34 protein-coding genes and 2 pseudogenes are annotated in these 26555 nt (G+C 41.4%); 10 read left to right on the top strand and 26 right to left on the bottom strand.

What is annotated here, in order from left to right:
* Positions 1–71: 71 nt before the first annotated feature.
* Positions 72–377 (bottom strand): four helix bundle protein, encoded by a 306-nt coding sequence (locus ACQ86K_RS20345; RefSeq protein WP_431198644.1) that lies wholly within the window; start codon positions 375–377, stop codon positions 72–74.
* 77 nt (positions 378–454) lie between these two features.
* On the bottom strand, positions 455–1276 hold the full coding sequence (locus ACQ86K_RS20340) for a thymidylate synthase (RefSeq protein WP_091162252.1): 822 nt from the start codon (positions 1274–1276) through the stop codon (positions 455–457).
* Positions 1277–1455: 179 nt separating this feature from the next.
* On the opposite strand from ACQ86K_RS20340, the gene ACQ86K_RS20335 reads away from it, so the two are divergent.
* Positions 1456–1911, top strand: coding sequence for a 4-(cytidine 5'-diphospho)-2-C-methyl-D-erythritol kinase (locus ACQ86K_RS20335; RefSeq protein WP_431198643.1), 456 nt, complete (start codon positions 1456–1458; stop codon positions 1909–1911).
* Positions 1889–2257, top strand: a complete 369-nt coding sequence (locus ACQ86K_RS20330) for a hypothetical protein (RefSeq protein WP_431198642.1) — start codon at positions 1889–1891, stop codon at positions 2255–2257. Before ACQ86K_RS20335 ends, ACQ86K_RS20330 begins: the two co-directional genes overlap by 23 nt.
* A 325-nt stretch (positions 2258–2582) precedes the next feature.
* Here ACQ86K_RS20330 and ACQ86K_RS20325 read toward each other — a convergent pair whose 3' ends face one another.
* From ACQ86K_RS20325 to tgt, 7 genes and pseudogenes are all read right to left on the bottom strand, one after another.
* Entirely contained in the window at positions 2583–2960 is a 378-nt protein-coding gene (locus ACQ86K_RS20325; RefSeq protein ID WP_431198641.1) for an NAD-binding protein, read from the bottom strand.
* Positions 2948–3469 (bottom strand): NAD(P)-dependent oxidoreductase, encoded by a 522-nt coding sequence (locus ACQ86K_RS20320; RefSeq protein ID WP_431198640.1) that lies wholly within the window; start codon positions 3467–3469, stop codon positions 2948–2950. Before ACQ86K_RS20320 ends, ACQ86K_RS20325 begins: the two co-directional genes overlap by 13 nt.
* Positions 3470–3472: 3 nt before the next feature.
* Positions 3473–3751 carry a lipopolysaccharide assembly protein LapA domain-containing protein gene (locus ACQ86K_RS20315; RefSeq protein WP_176844329.1) on the bottom strand — a complete coding sequence of 93 codons (279 nt, stop codon included), beginning with the start codon at positions 3749–3751 and terminating at the stop codon, positions 3473–3475.
* Positions 3752–4854: 1103 nt separating this feature from the next.
* Positions 4855–5244: an EamA family transporter gene (locus ACQ86K_RS20310; RefSeq protein ID WP_431198639.1), complete on the bottom strand. Its 390-nt coding sequence runs from the start codon at positions 5242–5244 to the stop codon at positions 4855–4857.
* Positions 5245–5309: 65 nt separating this feature from the next.
* Positions 5310–5657, bottom strand: a complete 348-nt coding sequence (locus tag ACQ86K_RS20305) for a hypothetical protein (protein ID WP_431198638.1) — start codon at positions 5655–5657, stop codon at positions 5310–5312.
* Entirely contained in the window at positions 5657–6712 is a 1056-nt protein-coding gene (locus ACQ86K_RS20300) for an LptF/LptG family permease (protein ID WP_431200901.1), read from the bottom strand. Before ACQ86K_RS20300 ends, ACQ86K_RS20305 begins: the two co-directional genes overlap by 1 nt.
* Before the next feature lie 112 nt (positions 6713–6824).
* A pseudogene (gene tgt, locus ACQ86K_RS20295) lies at positions 6825–7954 on the bottom strand (tRNA guanosine(34) transglycosylase Tgt).
* A 223-nt stretch (positions 7955–8177) separates the two neighbouring features.
* Here tgt and ACQ86K_RS20290 point away from each other — a divergent pair.
* Genes ACQ86K_RS20290 through rsmG form a run of 4 tightly spaced genes read left to right on the top strand, consistent with a single transcriptional unit; the run spans position 8178 to position 10510 of the window.
* Positions 8178–8549, top strand: coding sequence for a glycosyltransferase family 2 protein (locus ACQ86K_RS20290; RefSeq protein ID WP_431198637.1), 372 nt, complete (start codon positions 8178–8180; stop codon positions 8547–8549).
* Positions 8498–9298: a glycosyltransferase family 2 protein gene (locus ACQ86K_RS20285; RefSeq protein ID WP_431200900.1), complete on the top strand. Its 801-nt coding sequence runs from the start codon at positions 8498–8500 to the stop codon at positions 9296–9298. Before ACQ86K_RS20290 ends, ACQ86K_RS20285 begins: the two co-directional genes overlap by 52 nt.
* Positions 9289–9894 carry an RNA polymerase sigma factor gene (locus tag ACQ86K_RS20280; RefSeq protein WP_090526513.1) on the top strand — a complete coding sequence of 202 codons (606 nt, stop codon included), beginning with the start codon at positions 9289–9291 and terminating at the stop codon, positions 9892–9894. Before ACQ86K_RS20285 ends, ACQ86K_RS20280 begins: the two co-directional genes overlap by 10 nt.
* Entirely contained in the window at positions 9884–10510 is a 627-nt protein-coding gene (gene rsmG / locus ACQ86K_RS20275) for a 16S rRNA (guanine(527)-N(7))-methyltransferase RsmG (protein WP_431198636.1), read from the top strand. The genes ACQ86K_RS20280 and rsmG overlap by 11 nt, the downstream gene beginning before the upstream one ends.
* A 655-nt stretch (positions 10511–11165) precedes the next feature.
* Here rsmG and ACQ86K_RS20270 read toward each other — a convergent pair.
* The 3 genes from ACQ86K_RS20270 to ACQ86K_RS20260 are packed head-to-tail and all read right to left on the bottom strand — an operon-like array spanning position 11166 to position 13307.
* Positions 11166–12176 (bottom strand): energy transducer TonB, encoded by a 1011-nt coding sequence (locus ACQ86K_RS20270; RefSeq protein ID WP_431198635.1) that lies wholly within the window; start codon positions 12174–12176, stop codon positions 11166–11168.
* Positions 12177–12198: 22 nt separating this feature from the next.
* Entirely contained in the window at positions 12199–12933 is a 735-nt protein-coding gene (locus ACQ86K_RS20265) for a M56 family metallopeptidase (RefSeq protein WP_431198634.1), read from the bottom strand.
* Positions 12930–13307, bottom strand: a complete 378-nt coding sequence (locus ACQ86K_RS20260; RefSeq protein ID WP_090526521.1) for a BlaI/MecI/CopY family transcriptional regulator — start codon at positions 13305–13307, stop codon at positions 12930–12932. Before ACQ86K_RS20260 ends, ACQ86K_RS20265 begins: the two co-directional genes overlap by 4 nt.
* Before the next feature lie 248 nt (positions 13308–13555).
* On the opposite strand from ACQ86K_RS20260, the gene dprA reads away from it, so the two are divergent.
* Positions 13556–14653 carry a DNA-processing protein DprA gene (dprA, locus tag ACQ86K_RS20255; RefSeq protein WP_431198633.1) on the top strand — a complete coding sequence of 366 codons (1098 nt, stop codon included), beginning with the start codon at positions 13556–13558 and terminating at the stop codon, positions 14651–14653.
* A gap of 111 nt (positions 14654–14764) precedes the next feature.
* Here dprA and ACQ86K_RS20250 read toward each other — a convergent pair whose 3' ends face one another.
* From ACQ86K_RS20250 to ACQ86K_RS20215, 8 genes are all read right to left on the bottom strand, one after another.
* Positions 14765–15241, bottom strand: coding sequence for a SixA phosphatase family protein (locus ACQ86K_RS20250; RefSeq protein WP_091162280.1), 477 nt, complete (start codon positions 15239–15241; stop codon positions 14765–14767).
* A 305-nt stretch (positions 15242–15546) separates the two neighbouring features.
* Positions 15547–16026 (bottom strand): outer membrane beta-barrel protein, encoded by a 480-nt coding sequence (locus ACQ86K_RS20245; RefSeq protein WP_431198632.1) that lies wholly within the window; start codon positions 16024–16026, stop codon positions 15547–15549.
* 131 nt (positions 16027–16157) lie between these two features.
* Positions 16158–17123: a glycosyltransferase family 9 protein gene (locus ACQ86K_RS20240; RefSeq protein ID WP_091162284.1), complete on the bottom strand. Its 966-nt coding sequence runs from the start codon at positions 17121–17123 to the stop codon at positions 16158–16160.
* Positions 17124–17136: 13 nt separating this feature from the next.
* Complete coding sequence (gene rfaE2 / locus ACQ86K_RS20235; RefSeq protein WP_091162286.1) at positions 17137–17640, bottom strand: D-glycero-beta-D-manno-heptose 1-phosphate adenylyltransferase; 504 nt, start codon at positions 17638–17640, stop codon at positions 17137–17139.
* An 81-nt stretch (positions 17641–17721) separates the two neighbouring features.
* Positions 17722–18288, bottom strand: coding sequence for a D-sedoheptulose 7-phosphate isomerase (locus ACQ86K_RS20230; RefSeq protein ID WP_091162288.1), 567 nt, complete (start codon positions 18286–18288; stop codon positions 17722–17724).
* 88 nt (positions 18289–18376) lie between these two features.
* Positions 18377–19369 (bottom strand): D-glycero-beta-D-manno-heptose-7-phosphate kinase, encoded by a 993-nt coding sequence (gene rfaE1, locus ACQ86K_RS20225; RefSeq protein WP_091162290.1) that lies wholly within the window; start codon positions 19367–19369, stop codon positions 18377–18379.
* 66 nt (positions 19370–19435) lie between these two features.
* A complete protein-coding gene (locus tag ACQ86K_RS20220; RefSeq protein WP_431198631.1) occupies positions 19436–20905 on the bottom strand; it encodes a DNA polymerase/3'-5' exonuclease PolX in 1470 nt (489 codons plus the stop codon).
* Positions 20884–21108: a helix-hairpin-helix domain-containing protein gene (locus ACQ86K_RS20215; protein ID WP_431198630.1), complete on the bottom strand. Its 225-nt coding sequence runs from the start codon at positions 21106–21108 to the stop codon at positions 20884–20886. Before ACQ86K_RS20215 ends, ACQ86K_RS20220 begins: the two co-directional genes overlap by 22 nt.
* Positions 21109–21308: 200 nt before the next feature.
* Here ACQ86K_RS20215 and ACQ86K_RS20210 point away from each other — a divergent pair, with 200 nt between their 5' ends.
* A complete protein-coding gene (locus ACQ86K_RS20210; protein ID WP_091162293.1) occupies positions 21309–22058 on the top strand; it encodes an ankyrin repeat domain-containing protein in 750 nt (249 codons plus the stop codon).
* A gap of 3 nt (positions 22059–22061) precedes the next feature.
* Here the strand turns inward: ACQ86K_RS20210 and ACQ86K_RS20205 are convergent, their stop codons facing one another.
* From ACQ86K_RS20205 to ACQ86K_RS20190, 4 genes and pseudogenes are all read right to left on the bottom strand, one after another.
* Positions 22062–22388: a hypothetical protein gene (locus ACQ86K_RS20205; protein ID WP_091162295.1), complete on the bottom strand. Its 327-nt coding sequence runs from the start codon at positions 22386–22388 to the stop codon at positions 22062–22064.
* 217 nt (positions 22389–22605) lie between these two features.
* Positions 22606–22980 carry a S49 family peptidase gene (locus ACQ86K_RS20200; RefSeq protein ID WP_431198629.1) on the bottom strand — a complete coding sequence of 125 codons (375 nt, stop codon included), beginning with the start codon at positions 22978–22980 and terminating at the stop codon, positions 22606–22608.
* Entirely contained in the window at positions 22977–23234 is a 258-nt protein-coding gene (locus tag ACQ86K_RS20195; RefSeq protein WP_431198628.1) for a S49 family peptidase, read from the bottom strand. The genes ACQ86K_RS20200 and ACQ86K_RS20195 overlap by 4 nt, the downstream gene beginning before the upstream one ends.
* A 392-nt stretch (positions 23235–23626) precedes the next feature.
* A pseudogene (locus ACQ86K_RS20190) lies at positions 23627–24070 on the bottom strand (S49 family peptidase); the annotation flags it as partial.
* A gap of 414 nt (positions 24071–24484) precedes the next feature.
* On the opposite strand from ACQ86K_RS20190, the gene folK reads away from it, so the two are divergent.
* A complete protein-coding gene (folK, locus tag ACQ86K_RS20185) occupies positions 24485–24922 on the top strand; it encodes a 2-amino-4-hydroxy-6-hydroxymethyldihydropteridine diphosphokinase (RefSeq protein WP_431198627.1) in 438 nt (145 codons plus the stop codon).
* 66 nt (positions 24923–24988) lie between these two features.
* Positions 24989–25366, top strand: a complete 378-nt coding sequence (locus ACQ86K_RS20180; RefSeq protein WP_091162301.1) for an Hpt domain-containing protein — start codon at positions 24989–24991, stop codon at positions 25364–25366.
* Positions 25367–25531: 165 nt separating this feature from the next.
* Here the strand turns inward: ACQ86K_RS20180 and purS are convergent, their stop codons facing one another.
* The gene (gene purS / locus ACQ86K_RS20175; protein WP_431198626.1) at positions 25532–25705 is read right to left on the bottom strand and encodes a phosphoribosylformylglycinamidine synthase subunit PurS; all 174 of its coding nucleotides are present in this window, start codon (positions 25703–25705) and stop codon (positions 25532–25534) included.
* A 60-nt stretch (positions 25706–25765) separates the two neighbouring features.
* Positions 25766–26488, bottom strand: coding sequence for a CDP-diacylglycerol--serine O-phosphatidyltransferase (gene pssA / locus ACQ86K_RS20170; protein WP_091162304.1), 723 nt, complete (start codon positions 26486–26488; stop codon positions 25766–25768).
* Positions 26489–26555: the final 67 nt, after the last annotated feature.

Genomic DNA, 26555 nt, shown 5'->3' with positions numbered 1-26555 from the left:
TTTTTGACTTGCAATTATAGATTGCTATTTCCAATGAGTTTGATGTAGATGTTTAGTTTTATGTGAATTGTTTATAACTCTTTGAGTAATGTTTGATAATCCTCGTCGCTGATCAGGCTTCTTGTGTTTGCTTTCTTTAGCCAACCCTTAGTTTCAATCACTGAGCCTCTGCCAAAATAACAGAATTTTTTATTTTCCTTGTAATGAAATCGTCCAAAGCCCTCAGCAATGTTTGCGCCTATTGAATCGGACAGAACGATTTGCTTGCCCAAAGTATCCTTGGCAAAATATTCCCACTTGGCCACCATAAACCAAACCCTATCAGCAAATGCTTCCGAAAGATTGTATACCTCGAGTTCTTCAATTCTATTACTCATGATAAGATTAGGACAGCTAAAAGCAGGACAATCAAAAAATGACTCAATGACCAAATGACGCGAAGCCAATGACTAAGTTACACCGCCACTTCCGCTTTAATATGCGGCCAGGGATCATAATTCTCCAAAGTGAAATCTTCAAACTTGAATGAGAAGATATCTCTTACCTCCAGATTGATTTTCATGGTTGGCAGGGGGCGAGGATCGCGGCTTAGCTGCAGCCGGGCCTGGTCCATGTGGTTGTTGTACAGGTGTGCATCACCAAAAGTGTGTATAAAGTCACCAAGGTCAAGGTTACAGACTTGTGCCATCATCATGGTGAGCAACGCATAGGAAGCTATGTTGAACGGAACTCCTAAGAATATATCTGCACTTCTCTGATACAACTGGCATGATAACTTTCCTTTAGTCTCGCCTTTTGAAATATCGGGCGGAGCTACGTAAAACTGGAACAAACTATGGCATGGCGGCAAGGCCATCTGGTTAACCTCGGCAACGTTCCAGGCTGACACGATGATACGGCGCGAGTCGGGATTGTTTTTAAGCTGGTTCACCACCTGTTTGATCTGGTCGATATGGCCGCCATCCGGTGTAGGCCATGAGCGCCATTGTTTGCCGTACACGGGGCCAAGGTCGCCATTTTCGTCGGCCCACTCGTCCCATATTTTTACGCCATTTTCTTTCAGGTAGCGGATATTGCTGTCGCCGCTCAAAAACCAGATGAGCTCATGGATGATAGATTTGAGGTGCAGTTTTTTGGTGGTTACCATCGGGAAACCATCCTTGAGATTGAAACGCATCTGGTAGCCAAACACACTTACTGTACCGGTGCCGGTTCTGTCATGCTTTTGCGCTCCGGTTTCCATCACATGCCTCATCAGATCAAGATACTGTTTCATTTTTTTGTATAGTTAGATTAAGGTGATCAATCAGATAGGCATACTTAGGCAAGGCTTTGAAAAAAACAATGACTTAATGACTAAATGACTCGATGACCAAATTTAAAGGGCAAAGAAAAATAATCTACCTTTGGTTTCCTACTGATGTTGGCAAATACATCACGTGTTAATTACTTTGTATGATTTTATTTCCGAATGCAAAAATAAACATCGGCCTTAATATTACCGAACGCCGGCCGGATGGTTATCATAATCTCGAAACCATTTTTTATCCTATCGATATTAAAGACGCCCTTGAAGTGGTGAAAAGCGACAAGCTCAGCTTCACCTCAACCGGCCTGGAAATTCCCGGGTTGATGGAGGATAATCTTTGCGTTAAAGGCTACCATATGCTTAAGCAGGATTATGACCTGCCGCCGGTAAGCATTCACCTGCATAAGCATATCCCCATAGGCGCGGGACTGGGCGGCGGTTCATCTGACGCGGCGTTTTTTATCCGGCTGATGAACGACAAATTTAAGCTCGGTTTATCTGTTGACGAGATGACTGATTACGCCCGTCGCCTTGGTGCCGACTGCGCCTTCTTCATCGAGAACAAGCCCGTGTTCGCCTTTGAGCGCGGAGACGAGATTTGAGAGCATTAAACTTGATCTATCGGCATACAAAATAGTGTTGGTGATGCCTCCTGTTCATGTATCAACAGGGGAGGCTTTCAGAGGCATAAAACCAACTCCGGTAAAAGATTCGCTGTTTGATTTGATCAACGAACCAATAGCCGACTGGAAGAAGCTTATCAAAAATGATTTTGAACAAACCGTGTTTAAAAATCATGCGGAAATCAGAGGCATCAAAGCGGCCCTTTATGAGGCAGGGGCCATATACTCAAGCATGAGCGGAACCGGAGCATCTGTGTTCGGTATTTTTGCTGAAACTCCCGATTTGAAATTTTTGGAAGAGGAGAACCAGGTGTTCTATTTGTGATGTCGGATTTCGGATGTTTGATTTCGGATTTGGTAGGATTCGGGAAGCTGTCCCGAAGCAAAATAAAATCGTCATTGCGAGGTACGAAGCAATCCCCGATTGGCAGGTCGTCCCTGTATAGTTTGGGATTGCTTCGTACCTCGCAATGACGTTGTGATATAAAGCAATTCTGCTACCAAACTTACTTATCCTGCTGCATGTAAATGCCGGATGATTTATCGATCATTTTATCAGTCGATAGACCATCCGGCATTTTATTTAAAAGAAATATCCGATTCCAAAATCCTACTTACAAATTCCGAAATCAAACATCCGAAATCCGAAATCAAATGCCCGCGTCTTCACTCACGCCTCGCCCTATCCCTTCCACCCAGTCGTTCTCGCCCCAGCCTTTGGCAATAGCGGTTAGTAAACGGCTGTGTACGGCGTTTGCAATAGGCATGGGCATCTCGCTTGTCTGCGATAATTTAAATGCGAGGCGCGCATCTTTATAACCCAATTTTGATTTGAAGCCTACCGGTTGATATTGCTTGCCGGCAAGGGCCTTGCCGTAGCTCTGGAAAATTGGAGCGTTGAAAAGCGTCGAGCTGAAAAAGTCGGCTACCTGCATTCTGCTTAGTCCGTTTTTTTCGGCAAGGGTGAATGCCTCGGCCATCATTTCCATGGATGCCATGATCATAAAATTGCCTGCTATTTTAACCACATTTGCACCCCCGCCGAGGGGCCAAAATCAATCACTTCCTGGCCAAGTAAATCAAGTATAGGACGGGCATCAGTTTTAGTTTGTTCATCACCCGAAACGCAAATCCAAAGCTTACGTGCAGCGGCTGCTTCGGGCCTTCCGAATACAGGAGAAGCGAGGTAGCGATTTCCTGACTGTTCATGTAACCTGGCCAATTCTTCAGAAGTTCCAGGTGAAATAGTGCTCATGGATATGTGTACAGCATTTGGCTGTAGCGTTTTTAAAATTCCGCCGTCGCCTACAGCCGATTCTCGCAGCACCTCGTCATCTGATACCATGGTGATCAAAAATGGCACATTTGCCGCAGCTTCAGCAGGACTCTGGCATTTTGTTACACTGTCGGTGCCAAGCTCGTCTACCTTTGAAAGTGTGCGGTTGTAAACCTGCAAATGGTACCCTGAGTCAATGAGGTTTTTGGCCATGCTGGCACCCATGTTGCCAAGCCCTATAAATCCAATCTTTGTTTTCATATTTTAGCTGATGTATTCCCTGTCTTCGTCACTTAGTGTATCGGTGCCGTCTTTTTTGTGCATGGCGTCATGATAGCCTTCAATATCGAACTTTTGTTTTTTAGGCCATGCCACGATCAAGCCCAATATAAAACCTGTTACCGCAACTACCAGCATCATCATTAGTTTGGATACCCTGAAAGTGGCGAACAAAAATTTGAAGTAAACCTCGTCGGTATTTTGCATTAGTACGATGGTAAGCAAAACTGCGATGGCTACAATGACTATTGTTTTAATGCTCATGATGGATGTTGGTTTTAGAGTAATACAATATCCGCTTTTTAAATGTTTAATAAAAATTGATCTCATGTAAATCGAGGTCATGGAATTTGATCGCGAAATAGTGCGGAGATGTGTCTGCATTTTTAGGTTCATATTTTATTGGCTGTGTCCACCTCTGGTAGCTCTTCAATTTTAAATCGCCCAGATTTTGCCCGGTTGATAATTGCCCTTTCAAAAATGAGGTGACAATAACCGCAGTGAAATTTTGCCCATATTTTTCAAAGGCTAAAATCAGAACTTTTAATACCCCTGGAATTTGATATTGCGAGGATTTCTTTCGCCCAAAATTTCTTTGCGAGAATCCTGCGAGAGTGAAAAAAATCCGTTCGAAAACTGATTTTGTATACAAGCAGGAGAGGTGCCGCGATTTTTTTATTCCTGAATCATTACTTCACTACACTTTCTGACGTGGGCTTTGTTCGTGCCGAATTGGAAAGTTTTACACTAAATAAGATGTATTAATTATTTGATTTATAAATTTATATGATGATTTTTTTCTTGTTGTTTTTTAAATGCTAATTTCTTTAGTTTTTTGTGATTTTATTTGCATTGCTTTTGTTTGATTATTTGTTTATATAAATTATATAAATATCTGATTTTTAAATTTATATTTTTATAATATAAATAGTTAGTTCAAATTTATTAATTGATGTAAAATGACTTAAATTTAAATTGTATAGTTTGCCGATCCAATTTTTATATTGGAACTTAATACACTAAGTTAAAATTGGATTTTGCCGCTGTTTTGCGCTGAGATGTTAGTTGAGCCCAGAATGCCTTGAAAAATTTAAATCGCTCTGAGGGGCTAAAAATAGCCAAAGCGGACGCTGATATTTCGCTCCTATTTTGGAGTGGAGGATGTGAAAACTAAGGCTGATTGGAGTTGTTGAATCGCTGTTTAATAACAGGCAGAAGTACGGCCGTTACAAGTATCTGTATGAGGCAAGCAAATGAGGAAGCTAAGAATTAGGACATGCTTTTATGCCGTGAAATTTGCTTTCGGGCTACGGGATATAAAAAAATTGTAGACAAAATAAGGATGGCCCCGCCCCAAAATCCAAGCGTCATTTTATTAAGATCACCAAAAAAATAAACGACAGGATGATACCATACACCGGCTCAAGGTTGGTGACGAGCGCTACCCGAAAGGCGGAAAGCTCACGCATTACAGATACCCCGGCCACGTAAGCAAGCGATGTGCATACGGTGCCAAGCAGCACCAGGTAACCGATATCTGCAGGCTTTAACAGCATGGCACGGGTGTAGCCGGAGGTTATAAACAGGTATATCGAGATCCATACAAAGGCCCCTGACAGCTCATAAAATGCAATGACTGGTGCCTGTACTTTTTGCACCTGGCGCGAATTAATGATAGAGAAAAGGCTGGCGCAAACAGCGCTGGCAAGCCCTGTTATGATACCCTTAGTGTATCTGCTTTCGAATTTGAAAATCAAAACAATGCCAGTGATAATTAAAATGCCGGCCAATATTTCAAGTTTCGAAATACTTTTTTTGTTGATCAACGGTTCAAAAATTGCCGTGAAAAGTGTGATGGATGAGAGGCAAACCAGGGTGACGGCGACTGTGGAAAGTTTGATGGCAGCGAAAAAAGGATCCAATGCCCGCCCACAATCGCGCCAGTGAGTACCAATTTTACAAGGGTTTTTCTGTCAACCTTAAAATCAGTTTTGTTGAATTTGAAATACAAAAATAACGATGAAAAGGCAATAAGTACCCTAAACCACACCAATTGTACGGCCGAAATGGTGATCAGGGCGCCTAAAATTCCGGTAAATCCCCACACAAAAACAGTAAAATGGAGTATTATAAGGTTCTTATTTAGGGTCGAGGGTGTATTTTGCGCCATTATTTAGGTGCTTTTAAAAGTAGGTAATAGCCCAAAATGCCAAAAACGATGTTAGGAATGAATACAGCTGCCAAAGGTGACATACCCCCTTTTACTGAAAATACAAGGGCAAATCGTTCTAATATAATATAAGCGAAGCATAATAGAATACCTATCCCCAGGGGTAATCCAACACCTCCGCGTACCTTTCTTGACGATATGGAAACACCGATTAAAGTAAGAACAAAGGCTGATAAAGGGTATACAAAACGGTGATATTTTTCAAAATAAATGGCCTTTAAATATTCCGGGCGGCGCAGTTTTTCCTTGTCAATATTCTTGTTCAGGTCGCTTAAAGACATGGCCTGGTATACGTTATCATATACAATAAAATCGCTCGGGTGCATATCCAAAACAGTGTCTTTTGGTGTGTTGCTTGTAATGAATTGTTCTTTCATTCCGTTTACATATTTTACACTGTATTGCTTAAGCGACCAGATCCGTTTTAAAGAATCGTATTGAATTTGTTCGGCAATCAGTTTTTCACGCAACGTATCACCATTAAATTTCTCCATTATAAAATTGTAACCTAAATGAGTTGTGGGATCGTAATTGGCAAGGTAAACAAAAGTATGTTTGTCAATTTGCATGTGTACCTCCACCTTAGTCGGGTCATTGTCCATCATGCCATTGGCATTTTCAAAGTCGATTTTCAGCCGATTTGTGAAAGGAATAAGGTATACATTTGCAAAAAAAGACACCACAAATATGATTGATGAAGCGATTACATAAGGTCTTAAAAATCGATTGAAACTTGCCCGGCCGCTCAATATCGGAACAATTTCTGTTTGGTTTGCCATCTTGGCTGTAAAGAAAATTACCGCCAAAAAGTTGATCAGCGGCGATAACATATTCAAATAAAACGGAATAAAACCCGCGTAATATCTAAAGACGATATCGTGCAAACTGGCGTGTTTATTCAGAAAGTTATCCAGCTTTTCTGATACGTCAAACACTACAGATATCACCATGAAAATACCCATAGTAAATATAAAAGTGCCGAGGTATTTGCCAATAATAAACCTGTCGATGATCTTTAAATATCTATGAAAAAAGTTTTCATCTGTCGGTTGTTTGATTGTTAATTTCCATGTTTTTCCTGGAGATTTCTTTTGATTTTATGAGTTATTATAAACGCTGTCCAAGGCGCTTTACCATCATGCTTTTCCAGTCGTAAAACTCACCCGCAATGATTTTTTTCGCGCCTCTTTAACCAGCCATAGATAAAAATGGAGGTTGTGCAAGGTGGCAATTTGAGCGCCTAACATCTCGCCAGAGTGGATCAAATGACGTAAATAAGCTTTACTGTAATCCCTGTCGGCAAACAGATCGCTGTCATCCTCAATGGCCGAAAAGTCGTTTTTCCATTTCTCATTTTTGATGTTGATGATGCCGTTTTTGGTGAAAAGCATGCCATTGCGCGCGTTCCTGGTTGGCATAACGCAATCAAACATGTCAATACCCAGAGCTATGTTTTCCAAAATGTTTACAGGCGTGCCTACCCCCATTAAGTAACGCGGTTTTTGCTGCGGTAATATATTGCATACAATTTCGGTCATGGCATACATTTCCTCGGCCGGTTCACCGACCGAAAGGCCGCCTATGGCATTACCTTCACGCTCATATGAGGCTATTACTTCGGCAGATCGTACGCGCAAATCTTTATATACCGAACCTTGTACAATTGGGAAAAGTGTTTGACTGTAGCCATATTTTGGCCCGGTGCTGTCAAATCTGTCGCAGCAACGTTTCAGCCAGCGGTGGGTCATTTCTATCGATCGTTTTGCGTAGTTGTAATCGCAGGGATAGGGGGTACACTCATCAAACGCCATGATAATATCGGCGCCGATTATGCGCTGAATGTCCATTACATTTTCTGGAGTAAACAAATGTTTTGATCCGTCAATATGCGAGCGGAACGTAACCCCTTCCTCTTTTATTTTGCGTACTTCGGTTAATGAATATACCTGGTAGCCGCCGCTATCGGTTAAGATGGGACCGTCCCATCCATTAAATTTATGTAGTCCTCCGGCGCTTTCAAGTGTATTTAAACCAGGACGCAGATATAGGTGATAAGTGTTACCCAATATAATTTGCGCCGAAATATCCTGTTTAAGCTCGTGCTGGTGCACCGCCTTTACAGTGCCGGCAGTGCCTACGGGCATAAAAATAGGGGTTTGTATGGTACCGTGGTCGGTAGTGATCTCGCCGGCGCGGGCCTTTGAAAGCGGGTCTTGTGCTGTTAAGTTAAATTTCATTTTAGGGTTGCAAAATTAGCAAAAAAACCCTCATGCCCGTCCTTTCCAAAACGGCGGCAGGATAAAAGCTATTTATAAACGTGCTGAATATTAAAACCATGTTAATTAAAGTAATTTTATTTTAAGGGAGATTAAATAAGAGTACATTAAACTTCAAATTAACGCTGATAGTGAGCCTTAATTTCATTGATTTTTAACAAATTTGCCTCATTATTTTTTTTGTTTGGAAACGTACTTACACGACGCGCTTTTTATTCTTTTTCAGCTTTGTTTTATAGTTCAGCTATATTACCTGGTAAGCAGGCATACCCGCCTTGCAGGCCATAAACCCGCCGAAGGGCCGCCGCCCAGAGTCTTAATCCCCATTTCTGTTATTATCAGCGCCCGCAACGAAGCCCGTAACTTAGAGGAAAATCTCCCATCGATACTGGAACAAAACTATCCTGATTTTGAGGTGGTTGTTATCAACGATTGCTCTTTTGATACTTCCGACGAGGTGCTTGAAACCATGCAAAAAAATACGCCCACCTTAAAGTTGTTACCATTACCGAGCATGACCGCTTTAAAACCGGTAAAAAGTTTGCCCTTACTTTAGGCATCAAGGCATCAAAAAATGAACACCTTTTATTTACCGATGCTGATTGTAAGCCAGCTTCCGAAAACTGGATAAGCCGTATGGCAGCCAATTTTGCAAGCGGGGTGCAAATAGTTTTGGGATACTCTCCTTATTATAAAAAAGGTGGTTTTATTAATGCTTTTACCCGCTTTGAAACCATAAAAACAGCAACCAGTTACCTGTCGGGCGCGTTAACCGGCGACCCCTATATGGGTATTGGCCGCAACCTTGCCTATACAAAAACGTTATTTTTTAGTGCAAAAGGTTTTGCTTCGCACATGCACGTAATATCAGGCGATGATGACCTGTTTGTTAACCAGCATGCTACTCCTGATAACACAGTGGTTGAACTGAGTCCCGAATCATTTATGTTTACAGAGGCTAAAACCACTTTTAAATCATGGTTTAAACAAAAAAAGCGACACATGGGGGTAGGGAAACTGTATAAAAACCAGCACAGGCGTATGCTTAGTTTTGATGCAGTTAGCGGGTTTATATTCTATATTTTATTGATATTATTCCTTATTTTGAGATATGAGCCGTTACTGGCATTAGGTTTGTACGTTTTTAGGTTGATATTACAAATGGCCATTTATAATCGTATATTTAAAAAACTTAATGGCAAAGACCTTTGGTGGTATCTCCCCTTTTTTGACCTATTATATTATACATATTTAAATGTTTTTGGATTGATCGGTACCTTTTTAAAAACTACTCAATGGAAATAAACGCCAACTTTACCGAGAACGCAAAGAATGATTTTCACCTGGTAGTGAAGGCCAGGCAGGGAGATCAAAAAGCCTATGCCGATTTGATGCACCGTTATAAAGATTCGATTTATTTCATGGTGCTTAAGATGGTAAACAACAAAGAAGATGCAATGGACCTAACGGTTGAAACGTTTGCCAAGGCATTTGAAAAACTTGAAAAATACCAGCCTGATTTTGCTTTTAGCACCTGGCTTTTCAGGGTAGCAACTAACAATTGCATCGATTTTATCCGCAAAAAGAAACTAAGTACCATGTCAATTCACGGCATGATGGACGACGAAGGGGATGAAAAACCGCTGCAAATTAAGGCTGACAGCCTTAACCCCGAAGAAACATCTATCAAAAAACAACAAACTCAGGAGCTAAGATCATTAATTGAAAGCCTCCCGACGCGTTACCGTAACCTGATTACCTTACGCTATTTTGATGAGCTTTCGTACGAAGAAATAGCTCAGCAACTCGACCTCCCTTTAGGGACGGTAAAGGCGCAATTATTTAGGGCAAGGTACCTGCTTGGCAATATTATTAACCGTTTTAACAGGGATGACATCTGAAATAATTCTACAATATTTTCCTGATTTAAGTGCCGAACAGCGTGAGCAATTTGAAAAATTGCCTGCTTTATATGAACACTGGAACAGCCAGATCAACGTAATTTCCCGCAAAGATATTGATCTTTTATTTGAACGTCACGTGCTCCACTCGCTTGGGATTGCCAAAGTAATTGCTTTTTTACCGGGCGAAAATGTGCTTGATGTGGGTACCGGTGGGGGCTTTCCTGGTATCCCACTGGCTATTTTATTCCCCGAAACACAATTTCATTTGGTTGATTCGATAGGCAAAAAAATCAAGGTTGTTACGGAAGTAGCTGTAGCCTTAGGCCTCAGAAATGTGAAAGCATCACACCTGCGGGCCGAACAAATTGCGGATAAATTTGACTTTGTAGTATCACGCGCTGTTACCCAATTAAAGGATTTTTATCCATGGGTAAAAGGTAAATTCAACAAGCAATCGAATAACAAATTACCCAACGGTATCCTGTATTTAAAGGGCGGCGATTTGGAGAAGGAGATCAAAGAATCGGGCTTAAAAGTTACCCAATATCATCTGAAAGATTACTTTAAAGAGGAGTTTTTCGAAACAAAACAGGTGATATACGTGAAGGGATAATCTATTTGTAATCCACCGTTCTGATTATAAATATGCACATAAAGACGCTACTGCGTTAAAGTAAATCACTTTACGCCTTCGCGTCTTTGCGAGAAATCATTTATAAAATGCGGTTTAACTTCTATATCAAATGATCATGATGCTGGTTGTCGGTGCGTGATGCTGCCCAAAAAACAAACCCCAGGAAAAATAACGCACCGCCGGCAAAAACAGGCAGTTTAAATGTCCATCCGCCATTTAAGCCGGTAGTAATAATTGAACTGCCAGAGCTATCTACCGCATTGATGGTATGCTTATAAAAAAATTACCTGCAATAAGCATCACAATGCCTACTATTGCTAAAATGATCCCAAACTTTTTCATATTATGAGGTTTAAAAATGAACAAAATCAGGCTAACGGTAAGGTCCAGGAAGTATAATTGGTACTTATTAAACAAAGCGGTATTTAATGTGTTTGCTTTGTTTTAGATATATTTTAAAAGAAATTGTCCCGATGGGATATATCTAAGTTACAAATTTTTGGATACTAAAAGAAATTATTTAGCTATTTGTAAAACAGGGCGGTTAAAGAGAACAGAGGGGTTTACGCAGAAAATTGCCGGGACGGTTTTAGGCCGGTCGGCAATTAGAAAAGCTTGTTAAAAGCCTTTTTATTTACTTATTGTCAGTCAGGGGGTCATAGCCTAAAACAACAACTTCGCGAAGAGTAGTTGAAAGTTTAGCGGCGGATGTATTTGCCTGAGCATATAGTTTTGCAGGGGTATAAGCGTATTTTTTATCCTGGGCATCTACCAATGATAGAGTTACAGGTATATTATAGTAACCTGATTTTACACTAAGGTTGCCATCAAAATCATTCACTACCCGCTGCACCTCATTGTCAATTTCCTGGTCAACACCTCTGATAATGTTTACATTGTTTATTTTCCCGTTATCGATACTGAAGGTGAGGATCACTCTTCCCGAAATATGGTTTAAGCGTGCCTTTGAAGGATAGCGAACGTGTTTTGCAACATACGAATACAGGTTCTGAAATGGATCGGCAGGTGGCGGTGGCGGCGGAACGCGCTCTGTAACTGCTGGTACAGGACCTGCCGGTGCTGCCGGGGTAACCGGTGTCACCTCTACCACTTTAGGTGCTTTCTTTATCTTTTCCGGATTTGCAGGCGGTGGCGGAGGTGGCAGCTTTACATCAATAACTTTTGGTTTTTTGCTGTTTGCGGGTGGAGCAGGCGGAGGTGGTGGAAGCTTTGGATAAATTAACATTTTAGGAAATGTATAGCCGTATTTAGTTTTCAGTGTAGCCAGCTCTTCCGGGGTAGCTTTGCTTTTATAGTATTCTTTTTGCTCGCCGTTCTTTTCGGTAATAATTACCCTGAAATCGGTTTTTTTATTAACAAGGTAACCGGTTTCTTCGTATTTAAAACCTTTGGAAGTAACATCTGCTTTTTTTATTCGGACTGGGTCTACTTTTACAGTGTCGGCGGGGGCTATATGCGTATTGGCCAGCTTTTTATTAACAATTTCCTGTTGGGGCATCAGATCGAAAAAACCATAAGTTTTACTGAATACCAGGGTTGATGCACAAAGCAGGCCGGCGCATATGGGTACGGCCACGAGGTATTTTAGCCTGGCTAATTTCCCCGAACGTTTTTGGTTTAACATAATTATCCTCTTTTTTAATAAGTTATAATTGAAAAATGAATGCGCCAGGGGCGAGCCGTTTAACCCATAAGCATTGCTTACCAAAAACGACAGAATAGCTAAAGGCATCACTTTCCTGCGCGGCAGTTTGCTCGTCGGCTATATATTCATGGATGGTTTTCAGGCTGATTTGCAATAAATAAACCAGCGGATTAAACCAATTAATGATCTTGATCAGCTCCAGAAAAACAATATCAACTGAGTGTTTTTGACGAATGTGAACCAGCTCGTGCCTGATAATGATATTATTAGCCTGGGTTTTTGTGCCAATAAAAAGGTAGTTAAAGAAGGAAAAGGCGGTGTTTGATCCCTCTATATTGATGAGTTTATACTTACCATCAACCAGGGTTTTGGTGGCCTTTGTTAATTTGACCAATTGATAAAGCCTGATAAATAGTACTGTGGTAAGTACTATTATACCAAGTATATAGGCGTAAACCCAAATATCGTTAAAGGTTAATGTTTGCCGCACGGTAAGTTTTTGCACTGTTGTTTGGTAAGCCGTTTGAGGAATGATAACGATTGTTTTGGTTACAGTTTCAACCGGTTTTAGCCAGCCAATTTGTACAACGGGTAATACAAATGAAACCACACAGCTCAATAACAGGTATATACGGTTTAAGGTATAGTGTGTTTCCTTATTTAAAAACAGGCAGTACCCTGCATAAAATACGCATAGGTACAAGTTTGCTTCAAGCAAATAATATAGCCAGTTCATTGTTGTTTGCTTTTAAGTTTATCAATTAATGATGTTAGTTCGTCCAGTTCTTTTACGCTGATGTTCTTTTCATCCACAATAAAGGATACCAAACTTTGATATGAATTGCTGAAATAGTTTTTCATCATCTTATCAAAAGTGAATTTTTTGTACTCCGCGTCGCTGATGAGCGGGAAGTAAACATGCGAGTTACCATAGGCCTTATGGTCGATAAAGCCTTTGCCTTCCAATACCCTTACCACAGTCGACACCGTGTTGTAAGCGGGTTTAGGCTCAGGCATTTCTTCAATAATATCTTTAACAATAGCTTCTTTCAGTTGCCAAAGGATCTGCATTACCTGCTCTTCGGCTTTGGTTAGTTCTTTGATATGCATAGCAAACTATTTTTATAGTTAGATAAAGGTAGAACTATTTTTATAGTTTGCAAACTATTTTTGTAGTTTTTTAATAGATGTGCAGATTAGGGCTGTGCAGATGTGCAAATTAAATAACGAAAGGTATATGTTTTAGGGGTGAGTATGATATCCAGACTTTATTTATTGCATTGCAAATAACAGGTCCTGCTTGCAAATCGCCCGAATATTCATAATTTGCAAGGCTGTAATCTGCATGTCTAAACCCAATGTCATTACTCCATAAAGTAGCTTTATCTTTTGTTAAAAACCTCGGGCCGGTAGCGGCTAAGTCACTGATCGCGTATCTTGGCAGCGTGGAAGAAGTGTTTAACGCATCGCCCGAAAAGATGACCAGGATCCCGGGAATAGGTGAGAAGCGCGCTGTAAAATGGGATTTTGACGATGCTTTAAGGCAAGCCGAAAGGGAGCTGAAGTTTATAGAAGAGCATAACATCGACGTTGTTTTTTACACCGATACCCGTTATCCTAAACGCTTGAAAAACTGCCACGATTCACCGGTGCTACTTTATGCAAAGGGTAAAATGGATCTTAACCCGCCACACATTATTAGTATAGTGGGCACCCGTAATGCGACCGATTATGGCAGGCAATTATGCCGCCAGTTAGTTGAGGAGTTACAGCAATATAATGTATTAATAGTAAGTGGTTTGGCGCATGGCATTGATGTAGCGGCACATAAAGAATGTGTAAAGCTAAATGTGCCAACCATCGGTGTACTTGGCCATGGGCTCGACAGGCTTTATCCTGCTCAAAATAGGGGTACCGCTGATAAAATGCTCGAAAACGGCGGCTTATTATCCGAATACCCTTCAGGCACTAATCCCGACAGGGAAAACTTTCCGCAACGAAACCGGATAGTTGCCGGTATTGCCGATGCAACCGTGGTAATTGAAGCCAGTATAAAAGGAGGTGCGCTCATCACGGCCGAAATTGCCAACTCCTATAACCGGGATGTTTTTGCTTTTCCGGGCAGATTAGGTGATGAATTTTCTGAAGGATGTAACTTCCTGATTCGCAATAATAAAGCGAGCCTGCTAACCTGCCCTGCTGATCTGGCTTATAGTTTAGGTTGGGAAAAGAATGATGTAAGTAAACCTGTTGAGCAATTTATGCTGCCGTTTGATCTATCGGACGATGAACGGCTGATCATGGATATATTACGGCAAAACAATACGCCCGTTGCTATTGATGATTTAACCCTGCGGGCTAATATGCCTATGAGCCAACTCGCTATGAATTTGCTTACTATGGAGATGCAGGGATATATCAGTTCGCTTCCTGGGAAAATGTATCGTGCAAATTAAGATTTGTAAGGAGTTGGAAAGTCCGAATGTAAAGGAAGTTCGAAAGATGGGAGACTTTTACGCCCTAAATAATGTTTACTTACTGACTTCTCTGACTTTCGGGCTTCTCCGCTACCCCTTCGGTGAATCAAAGTGTACCAGTTTCCCATCCTCTTCGCTGATAGATTGCCATGTATCGTTTTCAAAAGTAATGATAGCTACAGCACACGTAGGCATCTCTTTTAACTGGCTGGTGAGGTAATATAGTATTTGGCTTACGCCAGGGTTATGCCCAACTACGCCTATATAATCATATTCATTGGGCAGGCCATTAATCACTTTAACCCAGGAGTTTTCGCTGGCTTCGTAAATTCTTTTGTCTTCCCCGGGAGCCGGTAATTTAAACTGGTTGGCAAAAATTTCGGCAGTAGTTTTGGTACGAAGTGCCGGACTGGTTATAATAATTTGAGGAATTTGTAATTGTCCTTTTAAAAGGGTGGCCATTAAAACCGCATCCTGCATACCTGATTGTTTTAAAGGCCGGTCAAAATCAACATAACCGCTTTCATGGGTAGCTTTTGCGTGGCGTATTAATAATAACTTTTTCATGATTTTAAACGGCTGACCGATCGGTTTATAATGTTACGGTTTTGTGATTATAACGTGAGACATTTGTAATAAGTTTCCAATAATACTAAATAAATAAGGAGAAGCTGTTGCTTCTCCTTATAATAAAAGACAGGCAAAGCCTGCATCAATTTTTCACCAGGTTAATTAAAACGCGTAACCAACTGAAATACCGAAAACACGGTTTGTAAGTTTGATGCCATCAACGTTGGTGATGTTGGTAAGGCCCCAATCATAATTAGCATTGATCAGGAAACCGGTTTTGAATTTAAAACCAACAATAGCATTTAAACCGCGTCGGTTCTTTTGATTTCGTCCTGGCCACTGCCAAATTTAATGTCTTCAGAATTGCCGCTGTTGTCTTTTGCTTTGCCGGAAACACCCATACCAAGGTAAGGGCCGGCACCAAGGTAAAAGTCACCGACTACCGCAGGCACGTGGTACACAACATTTACCGGAACTTGCAGGTAATAGAGTTTTACTTTGCCGCCAGAGTTTGCTTCGCCATCAAAAGAAACACTTGATGATCCGCCTTTACCGGTAAAGTTTAAGGCTGGTTGTAATGATACGTTGCCAAATTTAAAATCGACAAAAGCGCCTACGTTGAATGTGGTTAAGCTGCCCGAATTACCGGAGCCGCTAACCCCGTCAACTGTAGCGTGTAACGTTGCGAAGTTTACACCTCCTTTAAAACCAACAGTAGGTAATTGTGCAAATGATGCAAAGGATGCCATTAAAAGGCACAGGCTTAGTAATGTTTTTTTCATCGTGTAAGGGATTTAAGTTAATACACAAAAGTATACAAATACACTAACATTAAAAGGTATCTGATGTTTTTTGGTGAAATATTAACAATTGTGGATTTGTAAGTATGACTTAGGCAAGGTCACACCCGCAATTAAAGATTGGAGAAGTCTACAATATCAGCTTCTGGCATATCGTTCATACATTTAAAGTGTCCGAGCGGGCATTTTTCAAGTCCGAATTTGGAGCAGGGACGGCAGGATAGTTCAATACCGGCAATCAGTGTTTCTTTTACTTTATAAGGCCAAACCCCCAGCAAATCGGGTGTGGTGCCACCCCAAACCGAGGCTATAGGCACATTAAACGCTTCTGCAATATGTGTGAGACCTGTATCAAAACCAATTACATTTTTTGCGCGCGATACCAGGAAAACCGATTCATCAAGTGATGTTATTCCGCAGGCATTATAAACTGAAGTACCAACTGCCGCAGCTATTTCATCGCCATTTGCTTTTACATCATTGCCGCCCAATAGCAAAACAGGTAAATTAAGCTGCCTGCAAATGCTAATGATCTTGTAATTAGGCATTCGCTTGGTAAAATGTGTTGCACCTATTACAAAAGCAACATAGCTATGCTGATGTCTAACCGGTAGTAATTTAGTTATATCGTGTTGGGCTTTGATATAATAATCGATAGGCTTATCGTCATTAACCACACCTAAAAACTTAACAGCTTTTAAATACCTGTCAACCAAATGCTCTTTACTTACCAGGTTGCGTTTCAACTTTAAACTTAGCCACTTTAAAAGCGGCTGTTTTTTATAAGTTGATGCTTTAATACCGGCACGTAGCTTGATAATGCTTGTGCGGAGATTGTTATGCAGATCGATGATGTGATCATACTTTTCGGCCTCAATTTCGTTGATGGTATCTGCTAAAGAAGGTTTTAATAATAGCAGCTTATCAACGTAAGGGTTATTATCATAAATATATTTAAAGGCCGGTTTAGTTAAAAAATGGACTTCGGCATTGGCGACCTGCCTTTTGAGGCAACGTACAACAGGCGTGGTATAAATTATATCACCCATTGAACTAAAGCGGATCACCAGTATCTTCATGTTGTTATCAAGTTCAGGAAATCTGGTTCCTGATTTTTTCGATTATAGAAGTGGATGAATATCCTTCAACAAAATTAATGGTTTTAACCTCGCCTCCGTTTGCAATCACTTCTTTGGCGCCTACGATGTTTTCAACCGCATAATCGGCTCCCTTTACCAGTATGTCGGGCAGAAGGGAGCTGATCAAATTAAGAGGGGTATCTTCCTCAAAAACAACGATGGCATCTACAAAAAATAAAGCCGCCAACAGTGCTGCACGGCTGTTTTGATCATTTACCGGCCGGGTTGGGCCTTTGATGCGCCTAACCGAACTATCTGCATTAAGGCCGATCACCAGCTTGTCGCCAAGTTCGGCCGCTTTGGCCAGGTAGGTGAGATGGCCTATGTGCAGCAGGTCAAAAACACCATTGGTGAACACTACCTTTTTGCCTTCAGCTTGCCAGTTTTTGATCTGTGCCTGTAGCGACGGTTGATCTGTTATTTTATCAAGAAGGGTTTTTTCGAAGCCTGTCCTCATTTGTTTTTCCTGTAAACACACATCACATGTGTCTTTGTATATTATCAGAAAGACGCGTGTGATGCGTCTCTACGGTACTGTTTAATCAAAAAGGTCATCAACGGCGGTACACAGGATATGCCCGATAAGGATATGCATTTCCTGGATACGCGCGGTAATGTTTGACGGCACGATAATGTTCAGCTCGCAAAGACCATTCATTTTACCGCCATCCCTGCCCGAAAGGCCTAATGTTTTAGCCTCCAGTTTTTTAGCCGACTCAAATGCCGCTAGGATCCCCGGACTGTTTCCACTGGTCGAAATGCCGATGAACAAGTCGCCCGGTTTGGCAAATGCCTCCAACTGGCGTGAAAATACATGTTCGTAGCCGTAATCATTGGCAATAGATGTAAGCGCCGAAGTATCAACTGTTAATGCAATGCCCGGCAAGGGTTTACGATCTTTTACATAACGCCCGGTAAGCTCTGCTGCAATATGCTGAGCATCAGCAGCACTACCGCCGTTGCCAGCCAGTAATACTTTATTGCCTTTTTTTATGGTTGAGGTAATCATATCACAGGCTATCTCGATATCGCCGCCAAGCGTATCAATTACCCTTTGCAGCGTATCCTGGTGATCTTTAAGTTCGTTTAATATCTTTTGGTTCATTAGTTCACTTGTTCATTAGTTCATTGGTTGGTTAGGGCAAGCACATTTCAAACCCTTCGCCTTTAACCTTTGGCCTTTCACCTCTATCTCACCTTTCGCCTTTTAATATATCTTCAATTATCTCATCTACAGTGGTTGTTGCGCTACCTACACGGCGAATCACTATAGCAGCGGCATGGTTAGCCAATTCGCAGGCATCCTCAATATTCAGACCTCCTGCCATAAAGTATGCCATGGTGGCCAGTACAGTATCGCCGGCACCGGTTACATCAAATACTTCGGTTGCCTTTACCGGTAAACTTTGATAGCCTTCTTCATTCAGTATTACCATACCTTCTTCGGATAAGGTAACTACTATATATTGGGTCCCGGTTTGTTCAAAAATTACCTTGCCGGCCTGTTGCAGGCTTTCTATCGAGTTGATCTTATCGGTTTTAGCAGCTTCAGACAATTCCTTGCGATTAGGCTTAATGATAAAAGCGCCTTTGTATTTTTCGTAATTAAGCCCTTTAGGGTCGATGATCACTTTTTTGCCTTTAGCATTGGCCGCCCTGATAATGCCTTGCGTTAAAAACGGTGAAAAAAGACCTTTGTTATAATCCGATAAAAGTACCATATCTGCGTTGTCAATATAACTGCTTAGCTTACTTATAAGCTCGTTGGCAATAGGCTCCGATACTTCGTCGGTAACTTCACGGTCAACACGTACCAGTTGGTGGCTGCCAACAACAACGCGGGTTTTTACTGTGGTAGGGCGGTTGCTATCTTTAATAATAGAGTCCGTTTCAACGCCTTCGTCGGTCAGGATTTTGATCAGTTCACCCGCAGCCTGGTCGTTTCCAATTACTCCGGCAACAATAACTTTTGCACCTAATGATACCAGGTTTTGAACCACATTCCCGGCACCACCTAATGTAGTGGTTTCGTTTTTTACATTTACAATAGGTACAGGAGCCTCGGGCGAAAGGCGGGTGGCATCTCCCCATATATAATGGTCAACCATCAGGTCGCCAATTACCAGTATTGCCGGTTTGCTGGCTGCTGCCTGTATGGATTGTACTTTATCTTTTAGATTGTTCATTAGCTCATTAGTTCAATAGTTCATTGGTGGCGTATCAGCTAATCTCTGATCCCCAACCTCTAATCTCTAACCTCTTTTAACAGCAAATGCTTTAGTGATTTCTTCTAAAGACATAGCGTTCATGCACATCTCCTTATATAAACCTCCTTTGCGGGCTGCCAGGATGCCGTAATGCATGTCTGTAAAACCTTCAATGCGGTGGGCATCGGGGTTTATGGAAAGCATAACGCCTTTATCCAAAGCATATTGGTGCCAGCGCCAGTCGAGATCGAGCCGCAATGGGTTGGCGTTGATCTCGATAACTACGTTATTGGCCGCGCAAGCATCTATCACCTTTTTATAATTAATAGGGTACCCGCCGCGGCTAAGCAAAAGCCTGCCGGTAGGGTGGCCTAATATGGTAGTGTACGGATTCTCGATAGCGGTAATAAGCCTTGATGTAGCTTTTTCTTCATCCATTTTAAGGATGGAATGTACAGAGGCGACAATAAAGTCAAACTTTTGCAGAATTTCTTCCGGATAATCAAGCGATCCATCGTACAAAATATCCGATTCTATGCCTTTAAAAATATGGAAGCCATCGAGCTTTTTATTAAGGGCATCAATTTCTTCGTGTTGCTGTAGCACACGTTCAATGCTCAGTCCCTTGGCATAAAAGGCGCTTTTACTATGATCGCACATGCCCAGGTATTCCAGTTTTAGGGTATCCCGGCAGTATAAGGCCATTTCTTCAATGGTGTTTACGCCATCGCTCCAGGTGCTGTGGTTATGGAGCGTGCCTTTCAAATCGTGCCAGTTGATCAGCGTTGGCAGCTCGTCTTTTTCAGCTTTTTCAATAAACAGGGTACCTTCACGCAGTTCGGGCTGCATCCAGCTTAAGCCGGCCTTGGTGTAGATCATTTCCTCAGTTTCGGGCTGTTCGACCGGTACATTAATCCTGTCGAAAACGGCCTGTACATGATCGTCAGTACCGGTATTGATGAATAGTTCTTTGTAATAATCAGCTTTATCAACACAAACAATATCAACCAGCAAGCCATTTTGCAATTCGCCCTGGATATGGTTTTTATTTTTGCTTACGTTACAAAGTATAGTTGAATTCACCAGCGCATCGTAAGCAATATCATGGTTAAGGCTACCTACTACGATCACAATTTCGGTGATGATCTCATTCAAACGCCTGAATTCGCCTGCGAAGTGTTTTAGCGCATCAGGGAAAATGGCTTTTACCTCATCCATCAGTTCGTTGGCTTCCTTCTCAACCTGGGCAAAAAGAAACTTACCATTGCTCGCCATTCTGAACTCGATAGCTTTACGGATCTCTTCCTGCGTTTTAAGGCCAAAGCCTTTAGCCTCGATCAGTCGGTTTTCATTGCAGGCATAAAAAAGCTCGCCGGTATTTTCAATGCCCAACTCTTTCCAGATGACAGCTACCTTTTTGGGGCCGATGCCTTTGATACCCATCATTTCAACCACACCGGCAGGGGTTTTATCCAACATATCCTGCAGCTCGGTCATGGTGCCGGTTTCAAGCAACTCAGCAACTTTGCCGGCAATACTTTTGCCAATGCCATCAATCTTTTCCAGTTCATCCAGTTTTTTACCGGCGATAGGGAAGGGAGCTTATCAACCTTAAAAGCTGCATTAGCTACCGATTTGATCTTGAATGGATTAACTTCATGGAGTTCCATGAGTTGCGAAAGTAATCGAAGTGTACGGGCTATGGGTTTATTTTCCATAATTACAATGAGGCGGTAAAAATACAAAAAGCCATTGTAATGACAGCTTAGATGGTGGGTTTGTTTTTGTAAAGAGAGGTTTTAAGGCACGGTGATGCTGCAATAAGTTTGAGGAAGCTTATCGGTTTTACATCTCTGCGAGATTCCAGATTATCTGATAAGTAGTTCTTTGATTGTTTAACTTTAATAAAAAGAAGATCATGCCCAACTACAACGACATCCTTTACGCTGCAGAAACCCACTCAGTTGATGAGATCAAAGCGTATTTTAATAAAGGGGGCAGCCCGAACGAAGTTCATGACGGAATGCCGGTTTTTACCATGATGGTTGAAATGTATGCCCGCGGTCCCAGGTTTAAGGATTGTGTACGGGCTTTTATTGACGCCGGACTTGAGTATCACGACGAGCCGCTACTGGCCGTTTTAGCCCATGATGAGGCAATGTTAAAACAGGCTTTGACGACAGATCCATATGCTGTTAGCAAAACCTATTTTTTATACAATAACACCTATACTCCTTTAACCGGCGGTACATTAATGCATTTTTGTGCCGAATATAACAGCCTTGCCTGTGCCAAAATACTTTTACAACATGGCGCAGATGTAAACGCTAAAGCTGCTTATGATGAGCATGGTTTCGGCGGACATACACCTATTATTCATACGGTTAATCAAAACGGAAATAGTTCTGTTGATATGCTTCATTTTCTGTTACAAAATTGTGCAGACTTGTTGTACAGCGTTAAAGGATTGATATGGGGCAGGGGATACGAATGGGAAACGTTTATTCCGGCAGTAAACCCGATAAGCTATGCTATGATGGGTTCATTGCCTCAATTTCACCGCAGGGAGCAGGCTATTATGGAGGTAGTTAGCCTGCTTATAAAGCATGCTTACGGAATTGATTATGTACCGAAAAATGTGCCGAATGCTTATTTGAAGAGAGGATAGGGATTAACGTGAATGTCTTTTTAAAACCGTTCTTTCTATATTTTCACTGGGCCAAATCTCTATTCGATAGAAATCATCACCTTCATCGCCATAAACGGAAGCGAGGTTTGAAGAATATATTCTAACCCTGTAAGTTCCGGGTGCAGTGTGTAATTCTATCTGCACTGTCCAATCCGGGCAATTAAGTATTTGAATTACCCCGGATTTTATGTCAATGCCAGCTTCAACAATGTGATCGAAACTGGAAAAATCTACAATGTTATTCGCTGATTCCAAAATTTCAAGTTCAGCTTTAATCGGGCCATAACATTCCGTTCCTATGCCTAACACGCCATCTTCAATAGCTAATCTATCTTCGTAAGCTTCGTTTGTCCAAAAACTGGCAGAGTCAGTTTGGCCGGGAGAGTACTCGTCATAAACATAAAACTGACTTTATGAAGTATAGAAATCCAATGGATATTTCATGGTTTAAGTTTTTTCTAAAAATAAAAAAAGCCACCCAAATCGGGCAGCTTTTCACAATCAAAATTAATGTATTAATGAAATATTATTTGATCACCAAATCGTAAGGAAGGCGGGCTTGCGGAGTGCGCATCATTTGGGTGATCCCTTTTATTTGCTGATAAACACGGTAATTTTCGCCAAGCTCGTTTTTCACCATGCGGGTTTGTACTTCGGCGCTTAAGCCGCTGCCCACCTTGTTGAAAAAGCTTTTTTGCTCGGGATAACTTACAATATTATAGGTTTTGATCTTAGCTTTTTTGGCAGCTGAAGTGATAGCATCGTTGATATTCCCCAAACGGTCAACCAGGCCAATTTTTAGGGCTTGCTCACCGGTCCAAACACGGCCCTGCCCAATGCTGTTAATGTAAGCCTGTGTTTTGCCGCGGCCTTCGGCCACTGCTTTGGTAAATCTCGTCATAACCACGGTTTACGCTGTTTTGTAATATCAGGCGTCTCGTCGGGGCTAAGCGGACGGCTAATATCGCCCAAATCTGCATACTTCCCGGTTTTTACACCATCAAAGGTTACACCCAGTTTATCGTTAAACAGTTTTTGCATGTTTGGCAATACGGCGAAAATGCCGATAGAACCGGTAATAGTATTAGGCTGGGCAATGATCGAATCGGCTGCACATGAAATGTAATAACCGCCCGATGCAGCATAATCACCCATAGAAACAATGATCGGCTTTTTTCGTGGATGAGTTTCACCTCGCGCCAGATCACGTCTGATGCCAGTGAGCTGCCGCCCGGCGAATTTACACGCAATACCACAGCTTTAACTTTATCATCTAAACGAGCTTTGCGTAATGCTTTCGAAATAGTTTCGGAACCGATACTGTTGTCGTCGCCATCGCCACCGGTAATATCACCTGATGCATAGACTATAGCAATCCGGTTTTTAGATGATGAATCATCCTCCTTATCGTCCGAATCATCATTTTTGCTTTTGGCGTAATCCCTAAGGTCAACGCTTTTTAAATCGTCTTTTAAATCGGTACCAGTGCGCCTTTTTAAGTCGTTAAGGATCTCATCTTTATATTTTAAGCCATCAACCAGCTTCAATTTATATGCATCTTCAGGAAATTGAATACGCATATTATCGGCATAAGTGAATAACGAATCCCTGTTAAGGCCGCGGCTTTTGCTGATGCCGGTTAAAAAATGATTGTACAGTGAACCAAGATATGAGGTTACCTGTAGTTTATTAGCATCGCTCATCTTGGTAAGGAACAACGGTTCAACAGCGCTTTTAAAGGTACCAACTTTAATGATCTGTGCTTCAATGCCTAATTTGTCCAGTGCACCCTTCAGGAAAGTGGTTTGAGAGCTAAAGCCGTGAAACTCAAAAATACCTTTTGGGTTAATATAAACTTTATCGGCTACTGATGCCAGATAGTAAAAGCCCTGTGTATATACTTCGGCGTAGGCTACAATAAATTTGCCTGATTTTTTAAAGTCGATAAGTGCGTTGCGGATCTCTTCGGTAGTGGCCTGGCCGGCGGTCATATAACTCTCATCAAGGTATATGCCTTTAATATTATCGTCGGTTTTGGCTTTTTTAATATCAGCCAGGATATCATTTAAGCCGATTGATTTATCTTCATTCAAACCCAAAAAATCCAGACCGGCAAGGGGATTGTTTGGTGTTCGCTCGGTGATCTGATTTTTAAGCGACATGTATAAAATAGAGTTTGGGCTAACGTCTACAGTTTTATCACTGCCAGCGGATGCAATAAGGCCGATAACAAGAACCGCTCCTACAACACCTATTATTATACCCGAAATAATTACCCCTACAATAGTGGCCAGAACGAATTTGAAGAATTGTTTCATTAATGTTATAAATCTTTTTAACTATGCAAACTTAGTAATAAGGAGCCGTATAATGCTAAGAGCGGTTTCCATTATATTTGTTACAACATGATTGATGTTTTTTTATTGCTTGGGAGCAACCTTGGCACCCGCGAATTGTTTCTGCAGCAGGTAATTGAATCTGTTTCGGCCCAAATTGCTCCGGTTAAATTGATATCATCGGTTTATGAAACCCAGTCGTGGGGTAAAACCGATGAGCCCGACTATTTAAACCAGGTGCTGATGCTCCAAACTGAGCTTTCGGCGCAGGATGTGTTGGAAAAAATATTGGGTATCGAATTACAAATGGGCCGTAAACGGGAGGTTAAATGGGGATCGCGCATTATTGATATTGATATTTTGTTTTATGGCGATGAAGTGATCCATGATTTTAACCTGGTAGTGCCACATCCCGAATTATATAAACGCAGTTTTACGCTGATCCCCCTGGCCGAGATAGCACCTAACCTTGTTCATCCTGTGTTCAAAAAAATATTTTGCAGCTAAAGCAAGAACTAAAGGATAACTTAATCGTAAAAAAGCATATTTTTGAATAAACACAAAGCTTTTATAATGGCAGATATTTCACCAGAACAGGATCTTGATCTTTCTTTTTTATACGAGATCGCCGACGGTAGTGACGATTTTATTGTTGACTCGATTGGGATGTTCCTTGAGCAATCGCCCGATCTACTTAATACGATCAGCAATGCATTAAATAACCAGGATTGGGCTTTAGCAGCCCAGGCAGCTCATAAATTAAAGCCTAACCTCGGTTTTTTTGGTATGCCCATAAGCCAGGCTACCATACAGGAAGTTGAGCTGGCCTGTAAAGCCGGCGGTCAAAACCCAACCGAAATAGTTGAAAAATTTAACCAGGTAAACAGTATGGTATCTGCAAACCTCATCACTTTAAAGGAAATTAAAGCCGAGAAGGAAGCTAATTTGTAGGTGAAAGGTGAAAGGTGAAAGGTGAAAGGTGAAAGGTGAAAGGTTCGCCGCTTAGATATAAAAAACAAAGGCAAGAGGTTTCCCTTTTGCCTTTTGTATTTTATAAAGTTTTTAGTTGTTTTATAGAGATAAGAAACCTTTGGCCTTTTACCTTTCGCTTTTCACCTAAACTTCAGATATTTTAAAAGTATAGCTTTCCATAATCAGGTTGGCCAGTAGGTTTTTGCAGGCCTGGTCAACTTTGGCGCTGGCAGCTTCGGCATTTTCGGCTTCTATTTCAAGCGTAATGTGTTTGCCAATGCGCACGTTATGAATTTCGGCTAAGCCAAGGTTTTTCATGCTACCGGTTACTGCTTTTCCTTGTGGGTCAAGTATTTCTTTTTTGGCATTACGTCGATTTCAGCCTGGAACTTTGTCATTTGTGAGTTTTGTTTGAATTAGAGATAAGGTGATATAAATAAATATAACCACCGGAACGGCCACAAATTTAAAAAATAGTATGAGTATTGCCGAAAACAAGAGCAGTAAATAACGGAAAATGTTTTTGTTAAAGTCGCGGTTCTTGAATTTAAGCGACATGAGCGGTATTTCGGATACAAGTAGCGTACACATTATTAAAACCAGAACCGTTAGAAAGTAAGGATTTAAAATGTAATGCGCCAAAGCATCGTACTGTTGTACTATTAAAGGCAGCGATGCTATAAGGATGGCGTTTGCTGGTGTTGGCAAGCCGATAAAGCTATCTGATTGCCGCGTGTCGTTATTGAATTTTGCAAGCCTCAATGCCGAAAATACCGGTAAAAGGAATGCAACGAAGTTTAACAGGTGACTTATGCCGTCTAATTGCGGAGCCTGTAAAAATAGTTCGTACATGATCACCGATGGCAATACGCCAAAGCTTACCATATCGGCCAGCGAATCGAGGTCTTTGCCTATAAATGAATAAGAGTTTAAAACCCTTGATGCAAGGCCATCAAAAAAATCAAATATTGAGGAAAGAAAAATGGCATAAGCAGCCACTATGAGGTTACCCTGGAAAGCGAAAACTATACCTATACAACCGCTAAAAAGGTTGGCGCAGGTAATAGCATTTGGAAGGTGTTTTTTGACGCGTCTCTTCATTTCGCCATCGAAATTATCAGGAATTTATTAAGTAATAATGAAGTTACAAATAATATTCTACTTACTT

The organism is Mucilaginibacter sp. P19, assembly GCF_050632265.1.
GTDB lineage: Bacteria > Bacteroidota > Bacteroidia > Sphingobacteriales > Sphingobacteriaceae > Mucilaginibacter > Mucilaginibacter gossypii.
The sequence above is the reverse complement of the archived record's forward strand: the minus strand, read 5'-3'. Positions and strand labels throughout refer to the sequence as shown.

Coding starts and splice junctions, on each gene's coding strand:
- ACQ86K_RS20250 (WP_091162280.1), bottom strand. CDS start 15,241: ATGAAAAAGTTATTATTAATACGCCACGCAAAAGCTACCCATGAAAGC.
- ACQ86K_RS20195 (WP_431198628.1), bottom strand. CDS start 23,234: ATGGGTGATTATGCTGCATCGGGCGGTTATTACATTTCATGTGCAGCC.
- rsmG (WP_431198636.1), top strand. CDS start 9,884: ATGACATCTGAAATAATTCTACAATATTTTCCTGATTTAAGTGCCGAA.
- ACQ86K_RS20335 (WP_431198643.1), top strand. CDS start 1,456: ATGATTTTATTTCCGAATGCAAAAATAAACATCGGCCTTAATATTACC.
- rfaE1 (WP_091162290.1), bottom strand. CDS start 19,369: ATGAACAATCTAAAAGATAAAGTACAATCCATACAGGCAGCAGCCAGC.
- pssA (WP_091162304.1), bottom strand. CDS start 26,488: ATGAAGAGACGCGTCAAAAAACACCTTCCAAATGCTATTACCTGCGCC.
- ACQ86K_RS20240 (WP_091162284.1), bottom strand. CDS start 17,123: ATGAAGATACTGGTGATCCGCTTTAGTTCAATGGGTGATATAATTTAT.
- ACQ86K_RS20345 (WP_431198644.1), bottom strand. CDS start 377: ATGAGTAATAGAATTGAAGAACTCGAGGTATACAATCTTTCGGAAGCA.
- ACQ86K_RS20210 (WP_091162293.1), top strand. CDS start 21,309: ATGCCCAACTACAACGACATCCTTTACGCTGCAGAAACCCACTCAGTT.
- ACQ86K_RS20280 (WP_090526513.1), top strand. CDS start 9,289: ATGGAAATAAACGCCAACTTTACCGAGAACGCAAAGAATGATTTTCAC.
- rfaE2 (WP_091162286.1), bottom strand. CDS start 17,640: ATGAGGACAGGCTTCGAAAAAACCCTTCTTGATAAAATAACAGATCAA.
- purS (WP_431198626.1), bottom strand. CDS start 25,705: ATGAAAAACCTTGGCTTAGCCGAAATTCATAACGTGCGCATTGGCAAA.
- ACQ86K_RS20270 (WP_431198635.1), bottom strand. CDS start 12,176: ATGTTAAACCAAAAACGTTCGGGGAAATTAGCCAGGCTAAAATACCTC.
- dprA (WP_431198633.1), top strand. CDS start 13,556: ATGTCATTACTCCATAAAGTAGCTTTATCTTTTGTTAAAAACCTCGGG.
- folK (WP_431198627.1), top strand. CDS start 24,485: ATGATTGATGTTTTTTTATTGCTTGGGAGCAACCTTGGCACCCGCGAA.
- ACQ86K_RS20200 (WP_431198629.1), bottom strand. CDS start 22,980: ATGACGAGATTTACCAAAGCAGTGGCCGAAGGCCGCGGCAAAACACAG.
- ACQ86K_RS20230 (WP_091162288.1), bottom strand. CDS start 18,288: ATGAACCAAAAGATATTAAACGAACTTAAAGATCACCAGGATACGCTG.
- ACQ86K_RS20320 (WP_431198640.1), bottom strand. CDS start 3,469: ATGAAAACAAAGATTGGATTTATAGGGCTTGGCAACATGGGTGCCAGC.
- ACQ86K_RS20340 (WP_091162252.1), bottom strand. CDS start 1,276: ATGAAACAGTATCTTGATCTGATGAGGCATGTGATGGAAACCGGAGCG.
- ACQ86K_RS20215 (WP_431198630.1), bottom strand. CDS start 21,108: ATGGAAAATAAACCCATAGCCCGTACACTTCGATTACTTTCGCAACTC.
- ACQ86K_RS20245 (WP_431198632.1), bottom strand. CDS start 16,026: ATGAAAAAAACATTACTAAGCCTGTGCCTTTTAATGGCATCCTTTGCA.
- ACQ86K_RS20265 (WP_431198634.1), bottom strand. CDS start 12,933: ATGAACTGGCTATATTATTTGCTTGAAGCAAACTTGTACCTATGCGTA.
- ACQ86K_RS20260 (WP_090526521.1), bottom strand. CDS start 13,307: ATGCATATCAAAGAACTAACCAAAGCCGAAGAGCAGGTAATGCAGATC.
- ACQ86K_RS20315 (WP_176844329.1), bottom strand. CDS start 3,751: ATGAGCATTAAAACAATAGTCATTGTAGCCATCGCAGTTTTGCTTACC.
- ACQ86K_RS20180 (WP_091162301.1), top strand. CDS start 24,989: ATGGCAGATATTTCACCAGAACAGGATCTTGATCTTTCTTTTTTATAC.
- ACQ86K_RS20305 (WP_431198638.1), bottom strand. CDS start 5,657: ATGGCGCAAAATACACCCTCGACCCTAAATAAGAACCTTATAATACTC.